The organism is Stenotrophomonas sp. JAG2 (genome assembly GCF_041080745.1).
GTDB classification, from domain to species: Bacteria; Pseudomonadota; Gammaproteobacteria; order Xanthomonadales; family Xanthomonadaceae; genus Stenotrophomonas; species Stenotrophomonas maltophilia_AA.
On sequence record NZ_JBEUMH010000005.1, the window covers coordinates 206,187 to 229,274 of the forward strand.

Annotated in this window: 14 protein-coding genes; 7 read left to right on the plus strand and 7 right to left on the minus strand. The window is 64.5% G+C overall.

Annotation, left to right across the window (positions count from 1 at the left end; genetic code table 11):
- Window positions 1–86: 86 nt before the first annotated feature.
- Entirely contained in the window at window positions 87–863 is a 777-nt protein-coding gene (locus AB9O74_RS08375; protein WP_369349010.1) for a uroporphyrinogen-III synthase, read from the minus strand.
- Between the two features lie 43 nt (window positions 864–906).
- On the opposite strand from AB9O74_RS08375, the gene AB9O74_RS08380 reads away from it, so the two are divergent.
- The 5 genes from AB9O74_RS08380 to AB9O74_RS08400 all read left to right on the plus strand — a co-directional run bounded on the left by AB9O74_RS08380 (window position 907) and on the right by AB9O74_RS08400 (window position 4,025).
- Window positions 907–1,377, plus strand: coding sequence for a YiiD C-terminal domain-containing protein (locus AB9O74_RS08380; RefSeq protein ID WP_179460545.1), 471 nt, complete (start codon window positions 907–909; stop codon window positions 1,375–1,377).
- Between the two features lie 30 nt (window positions 1,378–1,407).
- Complete coding sequence (locus AB9O74_RS08385) at window positions 1,408–1,842, plus strand: hypothetical protein (protein ID WP_369349011.1); 435 nt, start codon at window positions 1,408–1,410, stop codon at window positions 1,840–1,842.
- Between the two features lie 78 nt (window positions 1,843–1,920).
- Window positions 1,921–2,358 (plus strand): rhodanese-like domain-containing protein, encoded by a 438-nt coding sequence (locus tag AB9O74_RS08390; RefSeq protein ID WP_176990234.1) that lies wholly within the window; start codon window positions 1,921–1,923, stop codon window positions 2,356–2,358.
- Window positions 2,359–2,463: 105 nt separating this feature from the next.
- Window positions 2,464–2,979, plus strand: a complete 516-nt coding sequence (secB, locus tag AB9O74_RS08395) for a protein-export chaperone SecB (RefSeq protein ID WP_019184891.1) — start codon at window positions 2,464–2,466, stop codon at window positions 2,977–2,979.
- 20 nt (window positions 2,980–2,999) lie between these two features.
- Window positions 3,000–4,025 carry an NAD(P)H-dependent glycerol-3-phosphate dehydrogenase gene (locus AB9O74_RS08400; RefSeq protein ID WP_088434819.1) on the plus strand — a complete coding sequence of 342 codons (1,026 nt, stop codon included), beginning with the start codon at window positions 3,000–3,002 and terminating at the stop codon, window positions 4,023–4,025.
- Between the two features lie 206 nt (window positions 4,026–4,231).
- Here AB9O74_RS08400 and AB9O74_RS08405 read toward each other — a convergent pair whose 3' ends face one another.
- Window positions 4,232–4,804 (minus strand): Ax21 family protein, encoded by a 573-nt coding sequence (locus tag AB9O74_RS08405; protein ID WP_172407593.1) that lies wholly within the window; start codon window positions 4,802–4,804, stop codon window positions 4,232–4,234.
- Window positions 4,805–5,248: 444 nt separating this feature from the next.
- Here AB9O74_RS08405 and AB9O74_RS08410 point away from each other — a divergent pair, with 444 nt between their 5' ends.
- Window positions 5,249–13,366: an ESPR-type extended signal peptide-containing protein gene (locus tag AB9O74_RS08410; protein WP_369349012.1), complete on the plus strand. Its 8,118-nt coding sequence runs from the start codon at window positions 5,249–5,251 to the stop codon at window positions 13,364–13,366.
- A 94-nt stretch (window positions 13,367–13,460) separates the two neighbouring features.
- Here the strand turns inward: AB9O74_RS08410 and AB9O74_RS08415 are convergent, their stop codons facing one another.
- From AB9O74_RS08415 to AB9O74_RS08435, 5 genes are all read right to left on the minus strand, one after another.
- Complete coding sequence (locus tag AB9O74_RS08415; RefSeq protein WP_346478507.1) at window positions 13,461–14,102, minus strand: response regulator transcription factor; 642 nt, start codon at window positions 14,100–14,102, stop codon at window positions 13,461–13,463.
- Between the two features lie 29 nt (window positions 14,103–14,131).
- Complete coding sequence (locus AB9O74_RS08420) at window positions 14,132–17,287, minus strand: ATP-binding protein (RefSeq protein ID WP_369349013.1); 3,156 nt, start codon at window positions 17,285–17,287, stop codon at window positions 14,132–14,134.
- Window positions 17,288–17,409: 122 nt separating this feature from the next.
- Window positions 17,410–18,081: a response regulator transcription factor gene (locus tag AB9O74_RS08425; RefSeq protein ID WP_354274981.1), complete on the minus strand. Its 672-nt coding sequence runs from the start codon at window positions 18,079–18,081 to the stop codon at window positions 17,410–17,412.
- Window positions 18,078–19,298: an EAL domain-containing protein gene (locus tag AB9O74_RS08430; RefSeq protein WP_369349014.1), complete on the minus strand. Its 1,221-nt coding sequence runs from the start codon at window positions 19,296–19,298 to the stop codon at window positions 18,078–18,080. Before AB9O74_RS08430 ends, AB9O74_RS08425 begins: the two co-directional genes overlap by 4 nt.
- Window positions 19,295–22,120 carry a response regulator gene (locus AB9O74_RS08435; protein WP_369349015.1) on the minus strand — a complete coding sequence of 942 codons (2,826 nt, stop codon included), beginning with the start codon at window positions 22,118–22,120 and terminating at the stop codon, window positions 19,295–19,297. The genes AB9O74_RS08430 and AB9O74_RS08435 overlap by 4 nt, the downstream gene beginning before the upstream one ends.
- A 178-nt stretch (window positions 22,121–22,298) precedes the next feature.
- On the opposite strand from AB9O74_RS08435, the gene AB9O74_RS08440 reads away from it, so the two are divergent.
- Complete coding sequence (locus AB9O74_RS08440; protein ID WP_346478502.1) at window positions 22,299–23,030, plus strand: class I SAM-dependent methyltransferase; 732 nt, start codon at window positions 22,299–22,301, stop codon at window positions 23,028–23,030.
- The last annotated feature ends 58 nt before the right edge of the window (window positions 23,031–23,088 follow it).

Genomic DNA, 23,088 nt, shown 5'->3' on the forward strand with positions numbered 1-23,088 from the left:
CCGGGCAGTCCGCTGGCTGGCGAGCGACGTGGCGCACAGCATCGCCCGTCGCCCGAGCCCCCTGCAAGACCGCCCCGCCTCCCTGTTCAGGAAGATGCGGGCGGGATGAGCGCGGCGTGTGCAGCGGCGACCAGCTGCGCCGGCAACGGCCCGGCCGCGACATGGACCTGTCCGAAGCCGGCGGCCCGTGCCTGTACCGCCAGCCGCTCGCTGGCGGCCACCACGGTGGCGGCGCGCAGGGGCGCCTGCAGATCGTCGGGCAGCTGCGCCAGCAGCAGCGCCAGCGCCTCCCCGCTGCTAACCGCCAATGCCCAGGGAGCAACCGCGTGCCGCAGCCGCTGCAGCGTGCGCGGCGCGAAGGGCAACGGCCGGCGCGCATACACGTTGGCGCGCAGCAGCTGCGCGCCGCGCTGCTGCAGGGTGTCGGCGATGACACCGCGCCCGCCAGGTGCGGTCACCAGCCCGGCACGCAGGCCGCGCAGGTCCGCCAGGGCGGGCAGCGCCAACAGGCCTTCGCTGTCCATCCGTGCCGGCGCGGCGATGTCCAGTGCCCCCTGCCGGTGCAGTGCCGCCGCAGTGCCGGCGCCGACCGCAAGCCACTGCCCCGGGTGGGGCGCGGCGAGGTCCACCAGTCGCGCGGCGGCATGGACGGCGGCCGGACTGCTGAAGACGACCCGCTCGGCCGCCAGCGCAGCGGCGAGGTCGACGCAGGTGGCCGCATCCCTGCGTGCCTGCAGCGCCCACGGCGACAGCGCGATGACGGTTGCGCCGGTGCCCTTGGCCGCGCGCCGCAGCGGCGCATGCTGGCCACGCGGGCGCAGCGAGATCAGGGTCCAGGGCGCGACTTTCGTTTCGGTGTTCATTGCGGGCATTATGCGAGCCCTTCGATGTGACGTGACCAGCCAGATGTCCGCAACCGATTCCCTGCCGGCGCAGCTGTCCGCGCTGCAGCATGTCCTGGATGCCATGCCGCCGGTGGCGGCCATGCAGATCCGTGTCCACGATTATCGCGACGGCGTCCTGCACATCCATGCCCCGCTGGCCGCCAACGTCAACGACAAGGGCAACGCCTTCGGCGGCAGCCTGGCCTCGGCCCTGACCCTGTCCGGCTGGGCCCTGGTGACGCTGCGGCTGCGCCTGGCCGGGTTCGATGCGGATGTCTACGTGGCCGACAGCCACATCCGCTACCTCGCGCCGGTGTACGGCGATCTGCACGCGCAGGCCCAGGCCGATGCGGAAACCGACTGGGACAGCTTCCTGGCCACCTTCGCCCAGCGCGGCAAGGCGCGCATCAGCCTCACCGCCCGCCAGCCGGGCGACGGCGACAAGGCGGCCGCTGAACTGAGCGGCCGTTTCGTGGCCTTCGCCAGGCGGTAGGATGGGCGCCTTGCCTATTGGGGAATTCGCATGCGCCGTACGCTTCAGATCCTGCTGATCGCCTTGTTCGCGCTGACCAGCGTGACCGCGCTGGCCGCCGAGCAGAAGACCACCAGGAAACAGCGCAAGGCGCTGGAGGAAACCCAGGTCAAGTACGACGCCACGATGCGCTGGGGCACCGTCGAGGATGCCTTGCCGTACCTGGATCCGGAATATGCCAAGGACCACCCGATGACCGATCTGGAGCTGCGCCGCTTCGAGCAGGTCAAAATCTCCAGCTATCGCGCCAGCGACAACGTGCCCATGCCCGACGGCCGGGTGGGGCGCACGGCCGAGGTGCGGGTGATCAACAACAACACCCAGTCCGAGCGGACGGTGCGGGTGCGGGAGATCTGGCGCTGGGACGCCGTGGACAAGCGCTGGCTCCAGGCCAACGGCCTGCCGGACCTCTGGCAGGACCGCTGAGGCCCGCCCGCACGGGGCTGGACGCCGATTCGCCCGCATGTGCGACAATCGGCGCCCGCTTATCGACCCGTGATCTTAGTGAATTACGAAGAGTTGCTGGCCTTTGCCGGCCGAAACCCGATGTTGTCGATGGCCCTGGTCGGCCTGACCGTGGCCATCATCGTGACCGAAGTCCGCCGCCTGTTCCGTGGCTTCAAGTCGCTCAAGCCGGCTGAACTGACCCAGCTGATGAATGCCGGTGGCGCCATCGTGGTCGACCTGTCCTCGAGCAGCGATTTCGAGAAGGGCCACATCGCCGGCAGCCGCAACGTGCAGCCGGCCCAGTTCGGCCCGGAGCACAAGCTGGTGGCCAAGGCGCAGCAGAGCCCGGTGGTGCTGGTCTGCCGCAGCGGCAATGCCTCCGAGACCGCGGCCAAGGCACTCAAGAAGGCCGGTTTCACCCAGGTCAGCGTGCTCGACGGTGGCATCCCCGCCTGGCAGCAGGCCGAGCTGCCGCTGGTCAAGGGCCGCAACTGATTCCCCTCGGATTCCAGCGCACGCCTTGTGCGCGGCGCACAGCGCCCCCATCGCAGGGCATGTAACAATCCGTTTTTACAGCATTCATTTTTGGAGCAACAGGAAATGTCCGAAGAGAACACCAACGGCGCCGTCGCGCCGGTCGACGCCGCTACCGGTCCCTCGTTCACCGTCGAGAAGATCTACGTCAAGGACGTTTCGTTCGAATCGCCGAACGCTCCGGCCGTCTTCAATGACGCCGTGCAGCCGGAACTGCAGCTCAACCTGAACCAGCGCGTGCAGCGCTTGGGCGAGAGCGCCTTCGAAGTCGTGCTGGCCGTGACCCTGACCTGCAAGGCCGGCGAAAAGACCGCCTATGTGGCCGAAGTGCAGCAGGCCGGCGTGTTCGGCCTGGTCGGCCTGGACCCGCAGTCGATCGACGTGCTGCTCGGCACCCAGTGCCCGAACATCCTGTTCCCGTACGTGCGTTCGCTGGTGAGCGAGCTGATCCAGGCCGGCGGCTTCCCGCCGTTCTTCCTGCAGCCGATCAACTTCGAAGGCCTGTACGCCGAAACCCTGCGCCAGCGCCAGGAACAGGGCGAGACCTCGCTCGCCGATTCCGAGCCGGCCGGCAACGCCTGATCGGCGCTGCAGTCGTACGGATGAGCAACCACGCAGACAAAATCGCGGTTCTCGGCGCCGGCTCCTGGGGTACCGCCCTGGCGAGCCTGCTCGCGCGGCACGGTCATCCGACCGTGCTGTGGGGGCGCGATGCGGCGATGGTCGAGGCCATCGACCAGCGCCACGAGAACACCCGTTATCTGCCGGGCATTCCGTTGCCCGAGTCGCTGCGCGCGACCACCGACCTCGCCGCTGCCGTCAAGGACGCGGCCTGGGTCCTGGTGGTGGTGCCGTCGCATGCTTTCGGTGAAACCGTGCGTGCGCTGGCACCGCTGCGGCCGGCCGATGCCGGCGTGGCGTGGGCGACCAAGGGCTTCGAACCCGGCTCCGGTCGGTTCCTGCACGAAGTAGCACGTGAGGTCCTCGGGCCGGACGTGCCGCTGGCGGTGGTGACCGGCCCGTCGTTCGCCAAGGAAGTCACCCAGGGCCTGCCGACCGCGATCACCGTGCACGGTGACGCGCCGGACTTCGCCCAGCAGGTGGCCGATGCGATGCACGGCCCGGCGTTCCGCGCCTATACCGGCGATGACATGGTCGGTGCCGAGCTCGGCGGTGCGATGAAGAACGTACTGGCGGTGGCCACCGGCGTCGCCGATGGCATGCAGCTGGGCCTCAACGCCCGTGCCGGCCTGATCACCCGTGGCCTCAATGAAATGCTGCGGCTGGCCGCCGCGATCGGTGCCAAGCCGGAAACCCTGATGGGGTTGGCCGGCCTGGGCGATCTGGTGCTGACCTGCACCGGCGATCTCTCGCGCAACCGTCGGCTGGGCCTGGCCCTGGGCCGCGGGCAATCGTTGAACGATGCCGTGCGCGAGATCGGCCAGGTGGTGGAATCGGTGCAGACCGCCGATGAAGTGATGCGCCAGGCGCGGCGTCACGGCATCGATCTGCCTATCTCCGACCGGGTGCGCGCCGTGCTGCACGGTGAGCAGACCCCGGAAGAAGGATTGCGTGCGCTGTTGGCACGCGAACAGAAGCCGGAGTATCCGGACACGCTGTTCAAGTGACGCATGGAAAACCCCGGCAAGCGCCGGGGTTTTTTTTTCAGCGCCAGAACGAAAAAACCCGGCACGTGGCCGGGTTTTTTCGTGGCGTACCGACGAGGGTGTCGCCAGGTGCTGCATAAAAGAAGCCCGGCGTGAGCCGGGCTTCATGGCGCAGGGGAGAGAGACCGCGCCATCCAACAACGTACCGCGGTGTTGCGTATCGCGTATTACCAGGTGAAGCGCGGACCGACGAACCATTCCTTGTCGCCGCCCTTGGCCAGCTTCACTTCGCCAGCCAGGCCCCAGTTCTGGTTGAGCTTGGCCTGGGCGCCGACGCGGCCGTAGAACTCGCCGTCCGGGTTGATGCCGTGCTTCTTGCTGTAATCCTCGTAACCGGCCATCACGTAGCCTTCGAAGTTCGGGGTGAACGCGCTGCGCACGCCGACTTCGGTCGAGTAGCCGTTGAAGTCCAGGCCGTGCTTCGGATCGAACTTCTGGTAAGCAACGCGGGCGACCAGATCGGTGGTCGGGGCGATGCCGTAGTTGTAGCCGACACCGACCTTCCACTGGTCCACATCATTGCTGCCGCGCTTGGTTTCCTGCGCGTTGTAATCACCGAAGACGTGGAAGTTCGGCGCCACGGCGACCGAGCCCTTCACCGCCCAACCGTCAGCGTCGCCGCCCTTGGCATCGGTGTTCACGTAGCCGCCTTCAACATAGTTGTACGACAGGCCGTCGGTTGCCGAAGCAGCGAACGGCAGTGCAGCGAGCAGACCCAGGGCAAGCAGGGAAGTCTTCATCATCGGGGACACCTTTTTATTTTTTGGTTTTGTCCGCCAGCAGAGGGGAGGGGAAATCGCTGCTGGCGACAGGTGTGAATTATCCGTTAGTCACCCCAATTAGCCCTGAATATCAAACTGAGCAGTACATAAATACAAGGGTATTAGAAGGAACTTTGTCGGCGGTATCTGTAGCCATGTCCCCGTAGTTGGTGTCGATTGCACGAACTATGGGCGCAGCAGCCTGCACGAACTATGGGCGCACACTTTTCCTCCGCTCCAAGACAAAGCCGCGCCTTAACGGCGACGTAACGTCTGCTTCCTGGCCAGCCTAAGACGCAACTTTAAGAAACCGCTGATATATCCCAGAGAGACAGCTGAGGAGGATGGAGCCATCCGGTCAGACCGGAACCAAGGCCCCTCCACTCTCACGCGCAGTTTGCCGCGCAGCTCCTGGGATTCTCCATGAACTTTGTATACAAGTTGATCTTCAACATTTCGACGGGCACATGGGCAGTCGCCCATGAACTCGCTGTTTCGCGCGGCAAGAAGAGCCGCACCCGGTTGGCGAAGGCCATGGCCGTTGCGTTGGCGTTGCCGGCGGGTGCGGCGATGGCGGCTGACTCTCCGGCGCCGCTGGAGTGTTCCGCAAATGAAGTGAAGTCCCACGACGGGATGCTCTGCGAAACGGTCAAAATGCTGGAAACTCGCGCAACCAGTATGGCTACGCGCGGCGCCACGGACGGTGGCAGTGCTACCGGTAATGGCAGCACTGCCGTCGGCTCAGGGTCGCAGGCGACCGGTGTGAGAGCAACCGCGATGGGGATAAACGCGGTGGCAACGGGCAAGTGGACGACTTCTTACGGGGCATTTACCAACGCCGTTGCAGACGGCTCAATCGCCATCGGTAACGGTGCAGCTGTTGAAGCCGACGGAAAATTTGGAACCGCAATTGGGTATATCGCGCGCGCAAAGGCTGAGAATTCGGTGGCGTTGGGTTCCGGGGCCGTTGCGGATTCCAGCTGGACCGTGTCAGTTGGCAATGATAATACAGAACAAAGGCGACGGATCGTCCATGTCGCAGCCGGTAGGGGCGACAGTGACGCGGCCACCGTTGGTCAGTTGACCCCCTTGATCGCCGGCCTCGGTGGCGGCGCTGCGATCGACGCGGAGACAGGTGCCGTTACCGGCCCCACCTATAAGATCGATGGCAAGGATCAGAACCTTGGCGAAGCCATCGCAGGGCTGGGTGATAACACCCAAGCCCTGAAGGACAAGCTGACCAGCAGCGGGCTTGTGGCCGAGGACGGCAAAGCCATCGCAGCAGTGACGTATGACCGGGATATCAAAGGTGAAACCAACTTTGGTTCGGTCACCATGGGCAACGGTACTGGTCCGGTCAAGCTGAAGAACGTCGCCGTTGGCACCGCCAACACGGACGCGGTCAACGTCGGCCAGCTCAACACGGCCCTTACGAAAGCTGCTCAGGATGATGTTCATACGTTCTTGCAGTTCGGCGCGACCGGTGCCAGTTCCAGCGGAAACGCAGTCGCAGGCGGCGCCGGGGCGGTAGCAGTTGGCCGGGGCGCGAACGCAGCCAAGTACAGCGTTGCGGTCGGTGGCAACACGAAAGCAACCGGCGACTCTTCCACAGCCATTGGCATTGAAGCCTCTGCCGTAGGCGCCAAGGCCTCTGCACTTGGCTGGAAGGCAAACGCTGCTGGCGAACGCGCCACAGCCGTCGGCTTTGGCGCGACAGCAGAAGGTGCCGCCAGCGTCGCGCTGGGCGGTGGCATCAGCGAAACCCCGGAGGGCGTGGTCACTGCAACTGGCGCATTGTCGTCGGGTGAGAACTCTGTCGCCATCGGCGTCCGTAGCAAGGCGACCGCCAAGGACGCTGTCGCGCTCGGCTCGGAGTCGGTGGCGGGGTCGGCCAACTCCTTCTCGATCGGCAACGATACCTTGAAGCGCACCATCATCAACGTGGCGGCCGGCAAGGCTGCAACCGATGCGGTCAATGTCAGCCAGCTGTCGCCGCTGGTGGCCGGCTTGGGCGGTGGCGCAGCCATTGATCCCACCACGGGCGCGGTCACCGGGCCGACCTACAAGGTTGACGGCAAGGAACAGAAGAATCTGGGCGATGCGCTGACCAGCCTCGACGCAGGTACGAGCGCACTGAAGGAAACGCTTGCAAGCAGTGGGCTGGTGGCAGCCGACGGCAAGGCACTGGCCGCTGTCAGCTACGATCGCGATATCAAGGGTGTGACCAACTATGGCTCGGTGACGCTGGGCAACGGCAAGGGTGCCGTTTCGCTCAAGAACGTGGCGGCGGGCACGGATGATACCGATGCCGTCAACATGACCCAGCTCAAGAACGCCATGGCGAATGCAACGCCGGCCGAAAGCACCTTCCTGGCCGGTAAGGGCGGTGGCACGGCAGCCAAGGCGACCGGCTTCAACTCGGTGGCCCTGGGCATCAACTCGGTGGCCGACCAGGCCAACACCGTGTCGGTGGGCTCGGCGTCGGGGAAGCGTCGCATCACGAACCTGGCGTCGGCCCAGGAAGAAAGCGATGCCGCAACCTATGGCCAGGTTACCGCCCTGGTGGGTAACGCCAGTTCGAGCGCCCAGCGTGCACTGAAGGACGTCAACACGCGCCTGTCGGCACTGAGCGAGCAGACGGGCCGTGTCGGTTTGGATAGCCCGTTCCTGAAGATCGATGCCCCGGAAGGCTCCGAAGCGGCTGTCGTCGATCTGAACAACTCCGCTGTGGCCATTGGTGCATCGACCAGCGCCATCGGCAGTATTGCCACGGCGATTGGTGGCGCCTCCTACGCGAAGGGTTCGCAGGCTGCGGCGATTGGCGGTGGCGCCTACGCCGAAGGTCAGGGCGCTCTGGCGATGGGCTCCGCACGGGCCGAAGCCGACAATTCCACGGCGCTGGGTAACGGTGCGCGTGCCACCGGTGCCTACACGCTGGCCATCGGCGCCAACGCGCGCTCGGCGGGCATGAATGGCGTTGCCCTGGGTAACAGCACCCGCGCGAACGCTGATAATGCAGTGGCCATCGGCACCTTGGCCAACATCGACGCCACGGCCACCAACTCCATGGCCTTTGGCCGTAACGCCAGCGTGGGCGCTGGCGCGACCAATGCGATGTCGCTGGGCAGCAACACGACCAATACCCGTGCCAACACGGTGTCGGTCGGCAGCCTGAAGAACGAACGGCAGATCACGAATGTGGCGGCCGGTACCGCTGACACCGACGCCGTCAATTTCAGCCAGCTGAAGAGCTTCGTCGGTTCCAATGGTGGTGGTCCGCTGACGGTGTCGTACGCCGATGAAACGAAAGCCTCGCTCGCCCTGGCCGGCGAAAACGGCACGACGATCAGCAACGTGAAGGCTGGCGCCGTCTCGGCCACCAGCACCGAAGCGATCAACGGCGCGCAGCTGCAGGGTACGGCCTCTTCGGTTGCCTCCGCGCTGGGCGGCGGTTCGACGGTGAAGGCCGACGGCACCCTCGTGGCGCCGAGCTACACCGTGGGTGGCAACAAGCATGGCTCCGTCGGCAGCGCGCTGGGTGCTGTGGATACCTCCCTGACCGATCTGGACGGCCGTACCAATGACTTGGCCAGCCAGATCAAGGGCAGCGGCCTGGTGGACGACAAGGGCAACGCCTTGGCCGCCGTGACCTACGACAAGAAGGCGGATGGTTCGGCTGACCGGGCTTCGGTGACGCTGGGCACGCCGGGCACTGCCGTCAAGCTCTCGAACGTGGCCGCCGGCAAGGTGACCGCAGCCAGCACCGACGCCATCAACGGCGCCCAGCTGCAGGGCACGGCTGCTTCCGTGGCAGCGGCCCTGGGTGGCGGCTCCACGGTCAAGGCCGACGGCACCATTGCCGTGCCGAGCTACACCGTGGGTGGCAACACGCACGGTTCCGTCGGCAGCGCTCTGGGTGCCGTGGATACGTCGCTGACGGACCTGGATGGCCGCACCAATGAACTGGCCAGCCAGATCAAGGACACCGGGCTGGTGGACGACAAGGGCAACGCCCTGGCTGCGGTCACTTATGACCAGAAGGCGGACGGCTCGGTCGACCGTGCTTCGGTGACGCTTGGCACGCCCGGCACGGCGGTGAAGCTGTCGAACGTGGCCGCCGGCAAGGTAACCGCGGCCAGCACCGACGCCATCAATGGTGCGCAGCTGCAGGGCACGGCCGCGTCGGTTGCGGCCGCACTTGGCGGCGGCTCGACGGTCAAGGCCGACGGCACCCTTTCGGCGCCGAGCTACAGCGTGGGTGGTAAGCCGCATGCCTCCATCGGCGGCGCGTTGGGCGCTCTGGACACGTCGGTCACGGCGCTGGATGGCCGGACCAATGATCTCGCCGAGCAGCTTGCAGACAGTGGCTTGGTGGATGACAAGGGCAACGCCATCGCGGCAGTGACCTATGACCAGAAGAAGGACGGCTCGGCGGACTACGCGTCGGTGACGCTGGGCAATGCGGACACTGCTGTGAAGCTCTCGAACGTGGCCGCCGGCAAGGTGACCGCCGCGAGCACGGACGCCATTAACGGTGCACAGCTGCAGGGGACGGCCACTTCCGTGGCGGCGGCTCTGGGCGGCGGCGCGGTGATGAAGGCTGACGGTACGCTGACTGCGCCGAGCTATACCGTGGGAAGCGGCAAGTACGGCGACGTCGGCGGCGCTTTCGGTGCGGTGAACAGCTCGCTGACCGATCTGGATGGCCGTGCCAAGTCCATGGCCGAGCAGCTCGCAGGTATGGGCGTGGTGGGCGAAGATGGCAAGAGCCTGGCTGCCGTAACCTATGACCAGAAGAAGGACGGTTCGGCTGACTATGCATCCGTGACCCTGGGCTCGAAGGATGCTGCGGTGAAGCTGTCGAACGTGGCCGCTGGTTCGGTAGCCGCCGGTAGCACCGAGGCCATCAACGGCGCTCAGCTGCAGGCCAATGCGGCGTCTGTTGCCGCATCGCTGGGTGGTGGCAGCCAGGTCAAGCCGGACGGCACCCTCTCGGCTCCGAGCTACACCATCGGTGGCGACAAGCATGGCAGCGTGGGCGGCGCCCTCGGCGCGGTCGATACATCGCTGACCGATCTGAAGAAAGTCACCAATGACCTGTCCTTCAAGTTCGAAGATGCAGGCCTGGTCGGTGAGGACGGCAATGCGCTGGCTGCCGTCACTTATGACCAGAACAAGGACGGCACGGTCGACCGCACGTCGGTCACCCTGGGTGACGCGGGCACGGCAGTGAAGCTGAAGAACGTCGCTGCAGGTGCAGTGAATGCCAGCAGCAGCGAGGCCATCAATGGTGCGCAGCTGCAGGGCACCGCCGCTTCGGTGGCAGCAGCACTGGGCGGTGGTTCCACCGTGAAGGCCGACGGCAGCATTGCGGCTCCGAGCTACACCGTGGGTACCACCAAGCACGGCGATGTGGGCAGTGCCTTCGGCGCCGTCAACACCTCGCTGTCTGACCTGGATGGCCGGGCCAAGCAGCTGGACGAAAAGTTGTCCGGCACGGGCCTGGTGGACGACAAGGGCAATGCGTTGGCCGCTGTTGTCTACGGCCAGAACAAGGACGGTTCGACCAACTATGGTTCGGTGACGCTGGGCAAGATCGCTGGCAGTGAACCGGTCCGCCTGAAGAACCTCGCCGCTGGCGTGGACAGCAGCGACGCGGTCAATGTCAGCCAGCTGACCGCTGCAACCGCAAATCCGTGGTTCAGTGGCAAGGGCGGCGGCACGGCGGCCAAGGCAAGTGCGTTCGGTTCGGTTGCCATCGGCATCAACTCGGTCGCCGACCAGAACAACACGGTGTCCGTTGGCAGCAGTGACCTGCAACGTCGCATCACCAATGTGGCTGACGGTGAGAGCAACAACGACGCAGTCAACTACGGCCAGCTGGTGTCGATGGCGTCCGGCCAGAACACGCGGACCCAGAACGCACTCAAGGCTGTTGACAGCCGCTTCGCCGCGCTGGATGCACGCGGCATCGTGGACGATTCGTTCATCAAGATCGACGCTCCGGAAGGCTCCGAAGCGGCGGTTGTCGATCTGAACAACTCCGCTGTGGCCATTGGTGCATCGAGCAGCGCCATCGGCAGTGTTGCCACGGCGATTGGTGGCGCCTCCTACGCGAAGGGTTCGCAGGCGGCAGCGATTGGCGGTGGCGCCTACGCTGAAGGTCCGGGTGCCCTGGCGATGGGCTCGGCTCGGGCCGAGGCCAACAACGCCACGGCGCTGGGCAACGGTGCGCGTGCCACGGGTGCCTACACGCTGGCGGTCGGCGCCAACGCGCGCTCGTCGGGCATGAGTGGCATTGCACTGGGTAACAACACCCGGGCAAACGCTGACAACTCAGCGGTCATCGGCAATCTTGCCAATGTCGATGCCACGGCCACCAACTCCATGGCCTTTGGCCGCAACGCCAGCGTGGGTTCTGGCGCGACCAATGCGATGTCGCTGGGCAGCGGCAGCACGAACCTCCGCGCCAACACGGTGTCGGTCGGCAGCTTGAACAATGAGCGGCAGATCACCAACGTGGCGGCTGGCACGGCCGAGACCGATGCTGTCAACTTCAGCCAGCTGAAGAAGTACGTGGGTGAGAACGGTGGCAGCGGTGGTGCAGCCAATCCGCTGGCTGTGGCCTACACCGATGCCGACAAGGGCACGGTCAGCCTGGCGGGCGCCGAGGGTACGATCCTCTCCAACGTCAAGGCGGGTAGCGCAGACACCGACGCGGCCAACGTCGGCCAGGTGAAGGGTGTTGCCGCCGCGATCGGCGGAGGCGCCTCCATTGCGGCAGACGGTTCCGTCACCGCGCCGAGCTTCACGATCGGTGGCGGCCGCTACAGCAATGTCGGCGAGACCTTTGCTGCAGTGGACACCTCGCTGACCGACCTGGATGGGCGTGTCACGGGCAATAGCAGCAGCGTGACCAACCTGAGCAAGCAGTTCGAGGCGCTGACGGCAGGCACCAGTGGCATGGTCACCTTCGATGCGGCGTCCAACACCGTGAAGGTGGCTTCGGCCCAGGCGGGCACCACGGTCGACTTTGCCAACAGTGATAACGAAGCACGCACGCTGACCAACGTTGCTGCAGGCAGCGCCGAAGGTGATGCGGTGAATGTTGCCCAGCTGAAGGGCACTGCACAGAGTGTGGCCGCAGCCATCGGTGGCGGTTCGGTCGTCAACGCGGACGGCACTGTGTCCCAGCCGAGCTACACGGTTGGTGGGACCACGGTGACCAACTTCGGCGATGCCATCACCAACATCGATGACCGCACGACCACCAACGCAACCGAGCTCACCACGCTGGGCACGACCATCAAGGAACTGTCCAACGGTACGTCCGGTCTGGTCACGGTTGATCAGGTCACCGGCAATGTGCAGGTCGCTGCAGCGCAGGGCGGGACCCTCGTCGACATGGAAGGTACCGACGGCAAGCGTCGCGTCAGCGGTGTTGCCAACGGCACGGAGGAAGACGACGTGGTGACGATTGCCCAGCTGCGTGCAGCCGGTGCGATCGATCCGGTCAGTGGCCAGACGTTGAGCGTGCTGACCTACGACGGTGCCGATCTGTCGCGTGCCACCCTGGGCGGTAGCCAGGGAACCGTGCTGGCCAACGTCGCCAGCGGGTTCATCGGCGCGGGCAGCATGGAAGCGATCAACGGTGGCCAGCTGTTCGACATGAATGCCGCTATCCAGGGCAGGATGGATGGGCTGGATGGCCGTGTAGGCACCATTGAGAAGGGTATTGCCGAGGGTTCGATTGGCAGCGGCAATGGTTCCGGCAACGGCAACGGCAACGGCAACGGCAACGGCAATCCTGCCGGCGACGGTGCAGCCGAGGGCGGTTTGGTTGGCCCGGGTGCTGGCGAAGGTGCGCTGATTGTCGGCGGCGGTTCGGCCGGCGGTTCAGGTGCGGTGAGCGTCGGCGACGGCAGCAAGGCGGAGGGCGACAGCTCGATCGCCGTTGGCGGTGGCAGCTCGGCCGGCACCGGCTCCATCAGCGTCGGTGGTGGCAGCTCGGCCGGTGGCACTGGAGCGATCAGCGTCGGCGAGGGCAGCGCGGCCAGTGGTACCGGCTCGGTTGCCATCGGTGAAGGTGCGAAGGTGACGAACGACAACTCGGTTGCCATCGGCAGCGGATCCACCACCACCCGGGACAATGAAGTCTCGATGGGCTCGGCGGGTTCGGAACGGGTTGTCAGCAATGTCGCCGCGGGTATCCAGGGCACTGACGCAGTCAATCTGCAGCAGATGGATGACCGCTTCAAGGCCGAGCATGACTGGTCCAACAGCCGCTTCCAGTCGATGGACAAGCGCATCGACCGGATGGGTGCCATCAGTGCGGCCTACGCCGGTATGGCCATCAATACGGCCGGTCTGAGCGGCGACAACCGCCTGGGCGCCGGTATCGGGTCGCAGAACGGTCGCAGTGCATTGGCCGTCGGCTACCAGCGCATCCTCGGCGAGAAGAAGAACGTGTCGGTCTCGCTGGGCGGTGCTTTCAGTGGCAGCGACCAGAGCGTCTCGGCAGGTGCCGGCATCAGCTGGTAAGCGCAGAGAGCTTGATGTCGTAGTGTAAAAAGAAGCCCGCGGTCGAAAGACCGCGGGCTTTTCTACGTCTTCCTGCGAAGCAACCGCGACTCGATCAGCCGAAAAGGCCTGATTCCAGACAGAACGCGACCAGTTCCTGATCCGTCCGGGTGCCCAGCTTGCGCATGGCGCTGATCTTCTGCGTGCTGACTGTCTTGCTGCTGCGATTGAGCGCGCGCGCGATGTCACCAACGCTCTGGCCGCTGGCGAACAGCCGAATCACTTCGAACTCCCGGGGCGACAAGGTGGCGGCCGAGGTGGGCTCGCCAGCCTCAGGCACCATTTCTTCGCGAGGCAGTTCGGGGGAACGGTATATCCGCTGTGCCAGCAGGCTGGTCAGGGCCCCGTCGAGCTCATTGAGATTCCCGCTCTTGCGCACCACACCGCTGGCACCCGCGCGATACATTTCGGCAACGATGGAGGGGTTGGACACCATCGTGAGTATCAGAACGCGAGTGTCCGGGAAATTGCGGGTCAGGTAGGAAATGAGCTTGATCCCATCCCCCATCCGCTCGTCACCAGGCATGCTGTAGTCAGTGATGATGATGTCCGGCGCATGCTGCTGTGCAAGGTCCACCAGCCCGGCCGGGTCCTGTGCCTGACCGACGACCTGGAAGCGCGGGTCGCGATCAACAAGATCGGCGATGCCCGCCAGCACAATCGGGTGGTCGTCGGCAATGACGATCTTGGTCTTCAAGGCGGGGTCTCCGGATCGCGGGGGAAAGGTCAAGGTGGATCGGTCGGGTCGACGGATGTCGACTCGAGATGGGCCAGGGCGCATTCCAATCGGACAATGAATGCATCGATGCCAGGCACGCAGTCCTCCGCACTGGTCCCGTCATCGATTCTATCCTCGATATGCTTGCTCTCATCGGCCAACGGCTCTGCCGACACTATGACCAGCGCACCACGCAGGCGATGCAGCATGTGCTTGACGCCCTGCAGATCCCTGATCTCCTGTGATCTTGCCAGCGCGGCCATATCATCACGCATGGTTTCCAGGAAGAGCGTCCGCATCCGCGGAGCGACCAAGAGGACATCCGGGCTGGATCCGGTAACCGCCAAGGGGCTCAGATGCCGGTACAGATCGTCCAGCCGGATGGGCTTCACCAGACAATCGGCCATGCCCACGCTGCGGCAACGCGCGCGCTCAGTGGGGTCGGCATTTGCGGTGGCGCCGAATATCGGCGCCGTTATGCCGTGCCCGTGCAGCCGCTCTGCCAGTGCGTACCCATCGACATGCGGCATGTTCAGATCGGTGATGACCACATCGAAATGACGACGTGTCCAATAATCAAATGCCTCGGCGCCATCGCTGGCGACGACGGCATGGCACCCGAGACGCTCCAGCTGTTCACGCAGGATCATCTGGTTGATGGGGTTGTCCTCTGCGACCAGAACGCTCAGGTGGAGCGGCTGGAACGCCTTGGCCGACGGTTCCCCCTGCAGTGGCAGTGGGCGGCCGGTCGCGAGGAGCAGTGCATCGACCATCGCATCGAGCCGGTGCATGGACACCAGCCATACGCCGTTGACCTGTTGGGGATGATCGCCGCCGCCGGTGCGGGCGACCACGTGAGGGCCGTCCCATGCGCCGATCGGTCCATTCATGGGGACCTCCAGAAGAGGCGTGCCGGGGATCGTATCCATGCCCGGGTCCCGGTGAAGCCCCTGCGCGAGGAAACCGCGCTTGCGCAGACGGGCGCACAGGGTGTCAACCAGCTCGCCGGCCGGCGAGCGCACGTAAACGCGCTGCTCTGCGTCGGCGGAACGTCCGCTCGGGGAGGAATCCTCTGGCCGGTCCAGCTCGAGCTCGAAACTGAAACTGCTCCCAAGCCCCGTGTCACTGACCACTCTCAGTTGGCCGCCCATCAGGCCCACCAGTTGCGCGCTGATCGCCAACCCAAGGCCGGTGCCCCGCTGCGCATCGGCGCCCGGATTGGCCTGATAGAACGCTTCGAAGAGATGCGCTTGATGGTGTTCCTCGATCCCGATCCCGGTATCGGCCACCTGCCAGGCGAGCGTCGCCTTTCGCCCGCTCACGTCCCGTGCCTGAAGCCGGATGACCACGCGGCCGGCCTCGGTGAACTTGATGGCGTTGCTGACCAGGTTGTTCAGGACCTGACGTATCCTCGCGCCGTCGCCGTGGACGTGCTCAGGCACGTCGCCATCAATGCAGGCATACAGCTGCAGGTTCTTCCGCGTCGCGGACGCGGCATATGAGCGGAGTACCTCTTCGGTGAGTTCGGCCGGAGAGAACAGCGCGGGCTCCAGGACCAGCTGTCCGGCTTCGGCCTTGGACACGTCCAGGATGTCGCCAATCAACTGCATCAACGTGGAGGACGAATGCTGGATGGTGCTCAGGTAGTCTCTCTGCTGACTGTCCAACGCGGTGAGCCCAAGCAGCTCCAGCGTGCCCAGAACGCCGTACAGGGGGGTGCGGATCTCATGGCTCATGGTCGCCAGGAACAGGCTCTTGGCGCGGTTCGCCTGATCGGCCTCCTGCCGAGCCTGTTGTAGAACCTGCTCGGCTTCATGCTGTGCAGTGAGATCGATGAACAGGCAAAGGGTGACAGGCTCGCCGCGATACCGGGCTTGGGTGGTATTGATCAGCAGGTGGCGTCCATCCGGTGTCCGGTAGGGAATCGTGCGGCTCTGCCCGGATTTCACCAACGTCAGTGCATCTTGACGCCACGTGCCATCCCAGCCGGGAGCGTCGTGTCGAGCACCCAGCCACTCGCGAGCCAGCGCATTCTCCAGAACCACGCTGCCATCACTGCTGCGAAGAAGACACAGCCCGATCGGAGCGGCCTCCAGGACGGTGCGGCTGAACGCCTCGCTCTCCTGCAGCCGTTCCTGATTCCTGCGCAGCGGCACCAGGACGGAGCGGCGGTAGCTGCGAAGCGCCACGATGCCACCGAGCGCAAGCAGGATGGCCGCAATCACGCCGCCGATCAGGGGCCAACGCTGGTGAAGCAGCACGCGCGCCCAGCCGACCTGATAGACCGCTTGCCAGCCTTCAGCGTCACGCATGCGATAGGTAATGCTCCCGGCGCTGTAGTGTCTGCTTTGCCCGCCGCCACCATCGACCTCCGGCCCGTAGAGCAGCCGCCCGTCGGGGGCCAGGATCGAAAGCCGGTCGTAAATAGGCTCTCCGAGCACCTGCTGGTGGTCATCGATGCGGGACACATCCAGCATGCAGGAGATCGCCGGGGTCCCGCCGTCGGCCCAAAGGACCGCATCCTGGGGGGAGCGCATGACGGACAGCAACCAACGGCTCCCGTCGGCCAGATCACGTCGGTGCCACCCCATGCCGCCGTTCTGCGGGTTTGTGATCAAGGCTTCCGCGTGAATGATGCCCATCATCCGGCGCAGGGTTGGATCCGCGGCGTTATCCGAACCGCTTATGGGGAGTGCATGCGGCACCAGCGCTGCCATCGTGCCGGTGCCATCGAGCAGGAGGCAACGGGGCGATGGATAGCGCGAATCGGACCAAAAGCTGCCATAGAACCCTGAGAAAGCTCTGCCCAACTCCGTTGCTGCGGGTGAAGGCGGGGATCCGGTGCTGCTTACGACGGAAAATGGAGAGAAGGCTGCGGGGTAAGGACTGGCGTCCAGAAAGCGTGGCGTGGCGCGCTTTGAATCCGCGGGATCCAGCTGATGGCCCTGCCAGCGCGCCATGAAGCGCTCTTGTTCGTGCAGCGCACCAGAAAGCCGCTTGAAGTGGAAATCCACCTTCTGCTGCTCTTCTCGAAGCAGCTGTAGCGAGCTGGAGAGAAGAAGACCGGCCTGAATGGTGGCCACGGCGATGGTGCCCACGAGCAGGCTGTGCAGCCACAGGGACCTGCGCGCAAGCAAGCGCACGGGAGTGGACTCGACCGGCATGCATATCTCGTCTGACGGGCGGAGCGGCCCTTGCGAAGGATAATCGATAGGAACCCGGGCGCGCACGGGACGGTGATGGTCCCCCCAGCGGTCTGGCCCCTGCAACCATTCACGGGCTCCCGTCAGGTGACCTGGTCACCCATCCCGACAAAGTTCAGTCCCAGCGCTACCAGTTCCTGGTCGCTCCTCGTACCGAGCTTGCGCTTCGCACTGGCCTTCTGCGCGCTGACGGTACAGCGGCTGCGATTGAATCTCGCCGCGATGTCACTCACGGTCTGGCCGTTGGAAAACAGCCTGACGACTTCCAGCTCCCGCGGCGACAGGCCGTGTCGAGGCGCTTGAGGGGGCGCAGTCGTTCCGCTGGAACGACCAGCGCTATTTGACCGATAAGTGCGCTGCATCCGTGCCGCTGTCAGTGCACTGAGAAGTTCAGCCGGATCCCCCGATTTGGTGATCACGCAGTGCGCCCCGACTCTGTACATCTCATCGATCATCCACGGGGTGGTGATCATTGTCAGAACCAGAATGGGGAGGCAGGGAAACGCCCTGTGCAGCCTGCCGATGAGCACGGAGCCATCGCAGGTGCGGGAATCGCCGGGCATCACGTAGTCGGTGATCAGAATGTCAGGTTGTTGCGTATGGAGCGCCCTCATGAGTGCGGCGGAATCACTCACCTGTGCAACCACCCGGAATCGGCCGTCCTGCTCGATCAGTTCACGGACGCCCGCCAGTATGAACGGGTGATCGTCGGCAATAACAACGCGCGACGTCCCTCGGCCATCCTTGCGTTTCATCGGCCGTCATTCCGCTGGGCGCGCGTCTCACCATTCAAAAGTTCTGCGAAGGCGTCTGCGGGGATCGCGGCGGAGATCAGATAGCCCTGCACCTGTGTGCAGCCGAGGGCCCGGAGCGTGGACAGCTCTTCATCCGTCTCCACACCTTCGGCGACGATGTTGAGGCCGAGCTTCTGGCCAAGCGTGATCACGGTGCTCAAAGCGCTCCGCAGTGCAGAATCCCGCGTGCAGCCATGTACCAGAGACCGATCGATTTTTACCTCGGTGAATGGAGCGCTCACCAGGTTGTGCACGGAGCTCAGTCCCTGTCCAAAGTCATCCTGGGCCAACCCGAAGCCTTTCATGCGCAGGCGGCAGGCGCCAGCGTAATAGTCGCTGACATGCCGGGTGGTGCTGCTCTCCATCAGCTCGAAACAAAGATCAGCAGGCGAGCCGCCGTGCTCAATGGTCAGCTCCGCCAGTTCCTCCGGCAAGGTGCTTCTTTCCAGGAGATGGGGAGGCAAATTGACTGATACGGGAATTCGAAAGCCCCTCGCGCGCCACTCGGCCTGCGCGCGAACGCTCATCTTCACCATGTGCCGCAGTAGTGCCAGCTCGAGTGAGTTTTCCTGGATCAACGGTAGGAACTGACCGGGCGATATCAAGCCCTGTTCTGGGTGGCACCAGCGGACCAACGCTTCGGCCGCCACCACGAGGCCGGAGCCCAGCGATTTTTTCGGCTGGAACCACGCCGTGATCTCACCGCTCTTCATGGCCCGCCACAAAGTGTCGCGGCTTGCCGCCAACGGGAGCTTGGCCTCCTTGCTGACGGCGGCGACGCGATGCGCGCCTTCCTGCTTCTGGCTCAACAACGCCATTACATCGGCAACATCGCCAGGGGATACGGGCTTTGGGAGTACCGCAAGCACGCTGAATCCCAAGGATTCGGCCATCAGACGGGCGGAGAACATCATGCGTGTCGACGCCGAGCTGACCAATACCAGTGCCGGCTTCCGATCCTGGGCAGCCAGGCTCTGGATGAACTGAATGCCATCCACCCCGGGCATCATCATGTCGGTGACGACCAGGTCGTAGGGACGCCAGTGGCACATCGCCAGCGCATCGGCGCCATCGCCCGAGGTATCTGCGTGGGTTCTCGATGCGCTGTTGAAGAGCTGAGCCAGCATGCTGCGTTGGAAGGCCTGGTCTTCCAGGATCAGTACATGGCGGATGGTCATGCCGGTGCTCCGTGGGACAGTTGGGTCAGGGCGCGGCGCAAGGTACCGATGTCAACGGGCTTCGCCACGTAGCCGGCCATGCCACTGGCAAAGCAGCGTTCACGCTCTTCAGGGGTGGCGCTGGCTGTCGCGCCGATCACTGGGACAAGGATGTCGTGCTGACGCAGGCTTCTGGTCAACGCATGCCCGCTCATGCGCGGCATGTTGATGTCGGTCAACACCACGTCGAACGGTTGCGACCGGCACAGCTCCAAAGCATGCTGGCCGTCGGTTGCTGTCAGGACGCTGCAGCCGAGTGTTTCCAGCTGCTCCTTCATGATGATGCGATTGATCGGATTGTCCTCGGCGACCAGCACCCGCAGATCCAGCGCGTCGGGTCGGGATACCGCTGCCATCGGGACAGGGGCGTCGCTCTGTTGCAGCCGCGCCAACGCGTTTGCAATGGCGCGGATGCTGAACATCGTGACGGTGAGGTGGCGGGGGTTCTCCGGATCAACGACGGGCGTATCGCCTCCATCAGGCAGTGCGGTGACACGGGGGCCCCGCCAGCTGACGGGGGGAGAGCCGCGTGGATCGCTGTCGAGCAGAATGGCGTTCTCGTCCAGCGCGAGCGGCATCCCCGGTTCATAGCGACGCACGGTGGCACCCCACCGCTGCAGCCATTCGCTCCCACTATCTGCCAACTCGGAAACAGAGCACCGGACATAGATCAGCGGTTGCGCCAGCAACTTGGGCGCACTTTCCTCGGGCATGGCCCGCGAATCGGCCTTCAGCGGCAGCACCATCGTGAAACTGCTCCCCAGCCCGGGCTCGCTGACCAGACGGATGTCGCCGTTCATCAGCCGCACCAGTCGGTCGCTGATGGACAATCCCAGCCCGGCACCTTCCAAGCGGTTGTGTGTGCCGATCTGACGGAAGGGTTCGAACAAACGCGCATGCTCGGCTTGGGCGATGCCTACGCCGGTATCCGTGACCTGCCAGCTTACGGACACCATATCCGCCTCACGGGCGACCAGCCGGACGCGCAGGCAGATGTTCCCGCTGTCAGTGAACTTGATCGCGTTGCTCAACAGATTTCCCAGAATCTGCCGAATCCGACCGGCGTCGCCCAGGACCTGGTCCGGCAGCTCGGGGTCGGTGCATACCATGATCCGTATTCCCTTCCTTTCAGCGGCTGCCGCGTACGCACGAAGGGTCGACTCCGCCAGATCCAAGGGGGAGAACGGTGCCACGACCAAGGTGAGCTGACCCGATTCAATCTTGGTCACATCCAGAATCTCGCTGATCAGCTGAAGCAGGGCCGAAGAGGATTGCTCGATGGTTGCAAGGTACTGGCTCTGTCGAGCGTCCAGTGACGTATGCGCCAACAGCTCCAGCGTGCCGAGCAGGCCATACAGAGGGGTCCGGATCTCGTGGCTCATCGTGGCAAGAAAGGCAGTCTTGGCTTGACTGGCGGCGTCAGCCGCCTGCTTTGCCGCGGACAATGCCGCCTGGATCTGACGATGTCGGCTCACGTCGTTGAAAACGCACAGCAGGACATCTTCGCCGTGATAGCGGGTCCGAGCGGCCAGCACCTGGAGCTGTCGGCCATCGCTGGTGGTGTAGTCCGCGCTGCGACGTTCGCCCAGCGGGTCCGCATTGCCGGTTCGCAGATTGCCCAGCCAGTCGCCTGCTGCGGCATCGTTGCCAAGCCAGTCACGTGCAAGCTGGTTCTCCACCATCGGGGTGCCATCGTGACCGCGCAGCACGCAAACTCCGACCGGCGCCATCTCGATCACCGTGCTGCCGAAATCGAAGCTCTCCAGGAGTTGTCGATGCTGTAGCAGCGCCGGCTGGATCAACTGGCGGTCGATGCGTCGGGTCAGCGCACGCAGCGCAACCACGCCAGCCAGGGACATCAGCAGCGAAATGCCCAGATGGGGCGCGATATCAACCAGCAGCAGGCTCAGGGGCGCGTGGTACACCAACCGCCAGCCGTCTTCGCCAATGCCCTTGACCAGTGCCAGGCCCTCGGGACGAGCGCCATCCCAGATCCATCCGAACTCGTCCTGCGCATGCCGACGCATCCAGTTTGCGGAAGGGGAGCGCTCCCCTTGCGTCAGGACTGCCTCCCCGTGCTTGTCCAGCAAAGCAAAGTCGCCAATGCCGTTGCCATTCAGGGTCTTGATCATGGCGTCCGAGTCAATCGCCAATCCCAGCCAGTGGGAAGCGTCCGGTTCCACGCCGCCGATCGCCCGATAAAGATAAATAGGCGACCCCGTCTGTGTTGGTGCAACCCAGCGCACCCGGCTATCGCCAGGACGTTCACCATCCGGCGCCAGCGGGGTTCCCACGGTGTGTTGTCGAGAGATGAAACTGGCGCTCGGCTCCTCGTGAGCAGCCGAGCGAACGGCCACTGAGGTGCCGTCAATGTGCACCAAGCGCACGCCAAAATCGGCCAAGGTCTGTTCAGCCCGTGCCGACAGGAGCAGAGTCAATTCCTGTCCGTCGCCCGCCGTACCCAATCGGAGTCGACGAACGTTCCGGTCATCGTCATGCCTCGAGGCGCGCGCCTTCTGGCTGGAGGTGTGGACGTTGACGACCGAGTCGACCAGATAGTTCAGGAGGGCTTCGCGCTGGTCCACATAAAGCTGCGCTCGATACGCAGCAGCGTTCATCCCGCGCCTGTGTACGGAGACGTCATCCCCCAGCTGAACGAGGACGTAGAAGATCCCGGTACCGACCAGGCACACCAGGATGCACGCCGACAGCCACCGCAGCAGCACGGTGGCTGCGACGGCAGGCGCGTCAATCGCGGGGTGCTGTGGGAGGAGGCGATGCATGAAAGCATGCTATGGAGACGTATCAAGCCACTCCATCAGCCAATCCTTAAAGGCCGTCTCCTCACGCGGAGGTGGGCATGTCCGTTCAGCTCCGGCCAGACGGGGGCTGGAACTGCCAGTAAGGGTGTTTCCTGTGGCGTTGACCGGTTTTAGAATTGAATTCGATTCGGAGTCCAGCGTGTCCCAGAACATCTACGACAATCAGGCCTTTTTTGATGGCTATGCCCGACTGCCGCGCTCGCAGTTCGGTCTGGAGGCCGCTCCCGAGTGGCCGGCCATCCAGGCTATGCTCCCTGTGTTGACGGGAAAACGGGTTCTGGACCTTGGCTGTGGATACGGTTGGTTCTGCCGCAGGGCACGAGCCGCTGGAGCCGCCAAGGTGCTCGGTATCGACTTGTCCGAAAAAATGCTCGCACGAGCTCGAGAGCTCACCGACGACATCGACATCAGCTACCAGCGTGGCGATCTGGAGCAGCTCGTACTGCCGAGCCAGGCGTTCGACGTGGTCTACAGCCAACTGACGCTGCACTACCTTCCGGACATCGGCCCGCTGTTTGCTTCCATCCATCAGGCACTGCCGCCTGGCGGTTGGTTTGTCTTCACGGTGGAGCACCCGATCTATACGTGCTCACCACGTCAGGGTTGGCTCACCGATGAAGAAGGTCAGCGTTCTTGGGCGGTCAATAATTACCAGAACGAAGGCCAGCGCGTCAGCAACTGGCTGGCTGACGGGGTGGTGAAGTACCACCGGACATTGAGCACGACATTGAACGCGTTGATTGCCGCCAGCTTTGCTATCCGCCACGTCAATGAGTGGGGGCCGACTGCGGAGCAGATTGACGCTAACCCAGCGCTTGCGGAAGAGGCGGAGCGTCCGATGATGGTCCTGTTTTCCGCACAGCGATTGTAGCCATGGTTTCACGAGGGAGGGCGGGTTGATAGTCGCCACGCCGTCAGCGGACGGCGGC

Bases quoted from the DNA above. Each gene is read 5' to 3' on its own strand.
- AB9O74_RS08375 (WP_369349010.1), bottom strand. From the start codon at position 863: ATGAACACCGAAACGAAAGTCGCGCCCTGGACCCTGATCTCGCTGCGC.
- AB9O74_RS08380 (WP_179460545.1), top strand. From the start codon at position 907: ATGTCCGCAACCGATTCCCTGCCGGCGCAGCTGTCCGCGCTGCAGCAT.
- AB9O74_RS08385 (WP_369349011.1), top strand. From the start codon at position 1,408: ATGCGCCGTACGCTTCAGATCCTGCTGATCGCCTTGTTCGCGCTGACC.
- secB (WP_019184891.1), top strand. From the start codon at position 2,464: ATGTCCGAAGAGAACACCAACGGCGCCGTCGCGCCGGTCGACGCCGCT.
- AB9O74_RS08400 (WP_088434819.1), top strand. From the start codon at position 3,000: ATGAGCAACCACGCAGACAAAATCGCGGTTCTCGGCGCCGGCTCCTGG.
- AB9O74_RS08405 (WP_172407593.1), bottom strand. From the start codon at position 4,804: ATGAAGACTTCCCTGCTTGCCCTGGGTCTGCTCGCTGCACTGCCGTTC.
- AB9O74_RS08410 (WP_369349012.1), top strand. From the start codon at position 5,249: ATGAACTTTGTATACAAGTTGATCTTCAACATTTCGACGGGCACATGG.
- AB9O74_RS08420 (WP_369349013.1), bottom strand. From the start codon at position 17,287: ATGCCGGTCGAGTCCACTCCCGTGCGCTTGCTTGCGCGCAGGTCCCTG.
- AB9O74_RS08425 (WP_354274981.1), bottom strand. From the start codon at position 18,081: ATGAAACGCAAGGATGGCCGAGGGACGTCGCGCGTTGTTATTGCCGAC.
- AB9O74_RS08430 (WP_369349014.1), bottom strand. From the start codon at position 19,298: ATGACCATCCGCCATGTACTGATCCTGGAAGACCAGGCCTTCCAACGC.
- AB9O74_RS08435 (WP_369349015.1), bottom strand. From the start codon at position 22,120: ATGCATCGCCTCCTCCCACAGCACCCCGCGATTGACGCGCCTGCCGTC.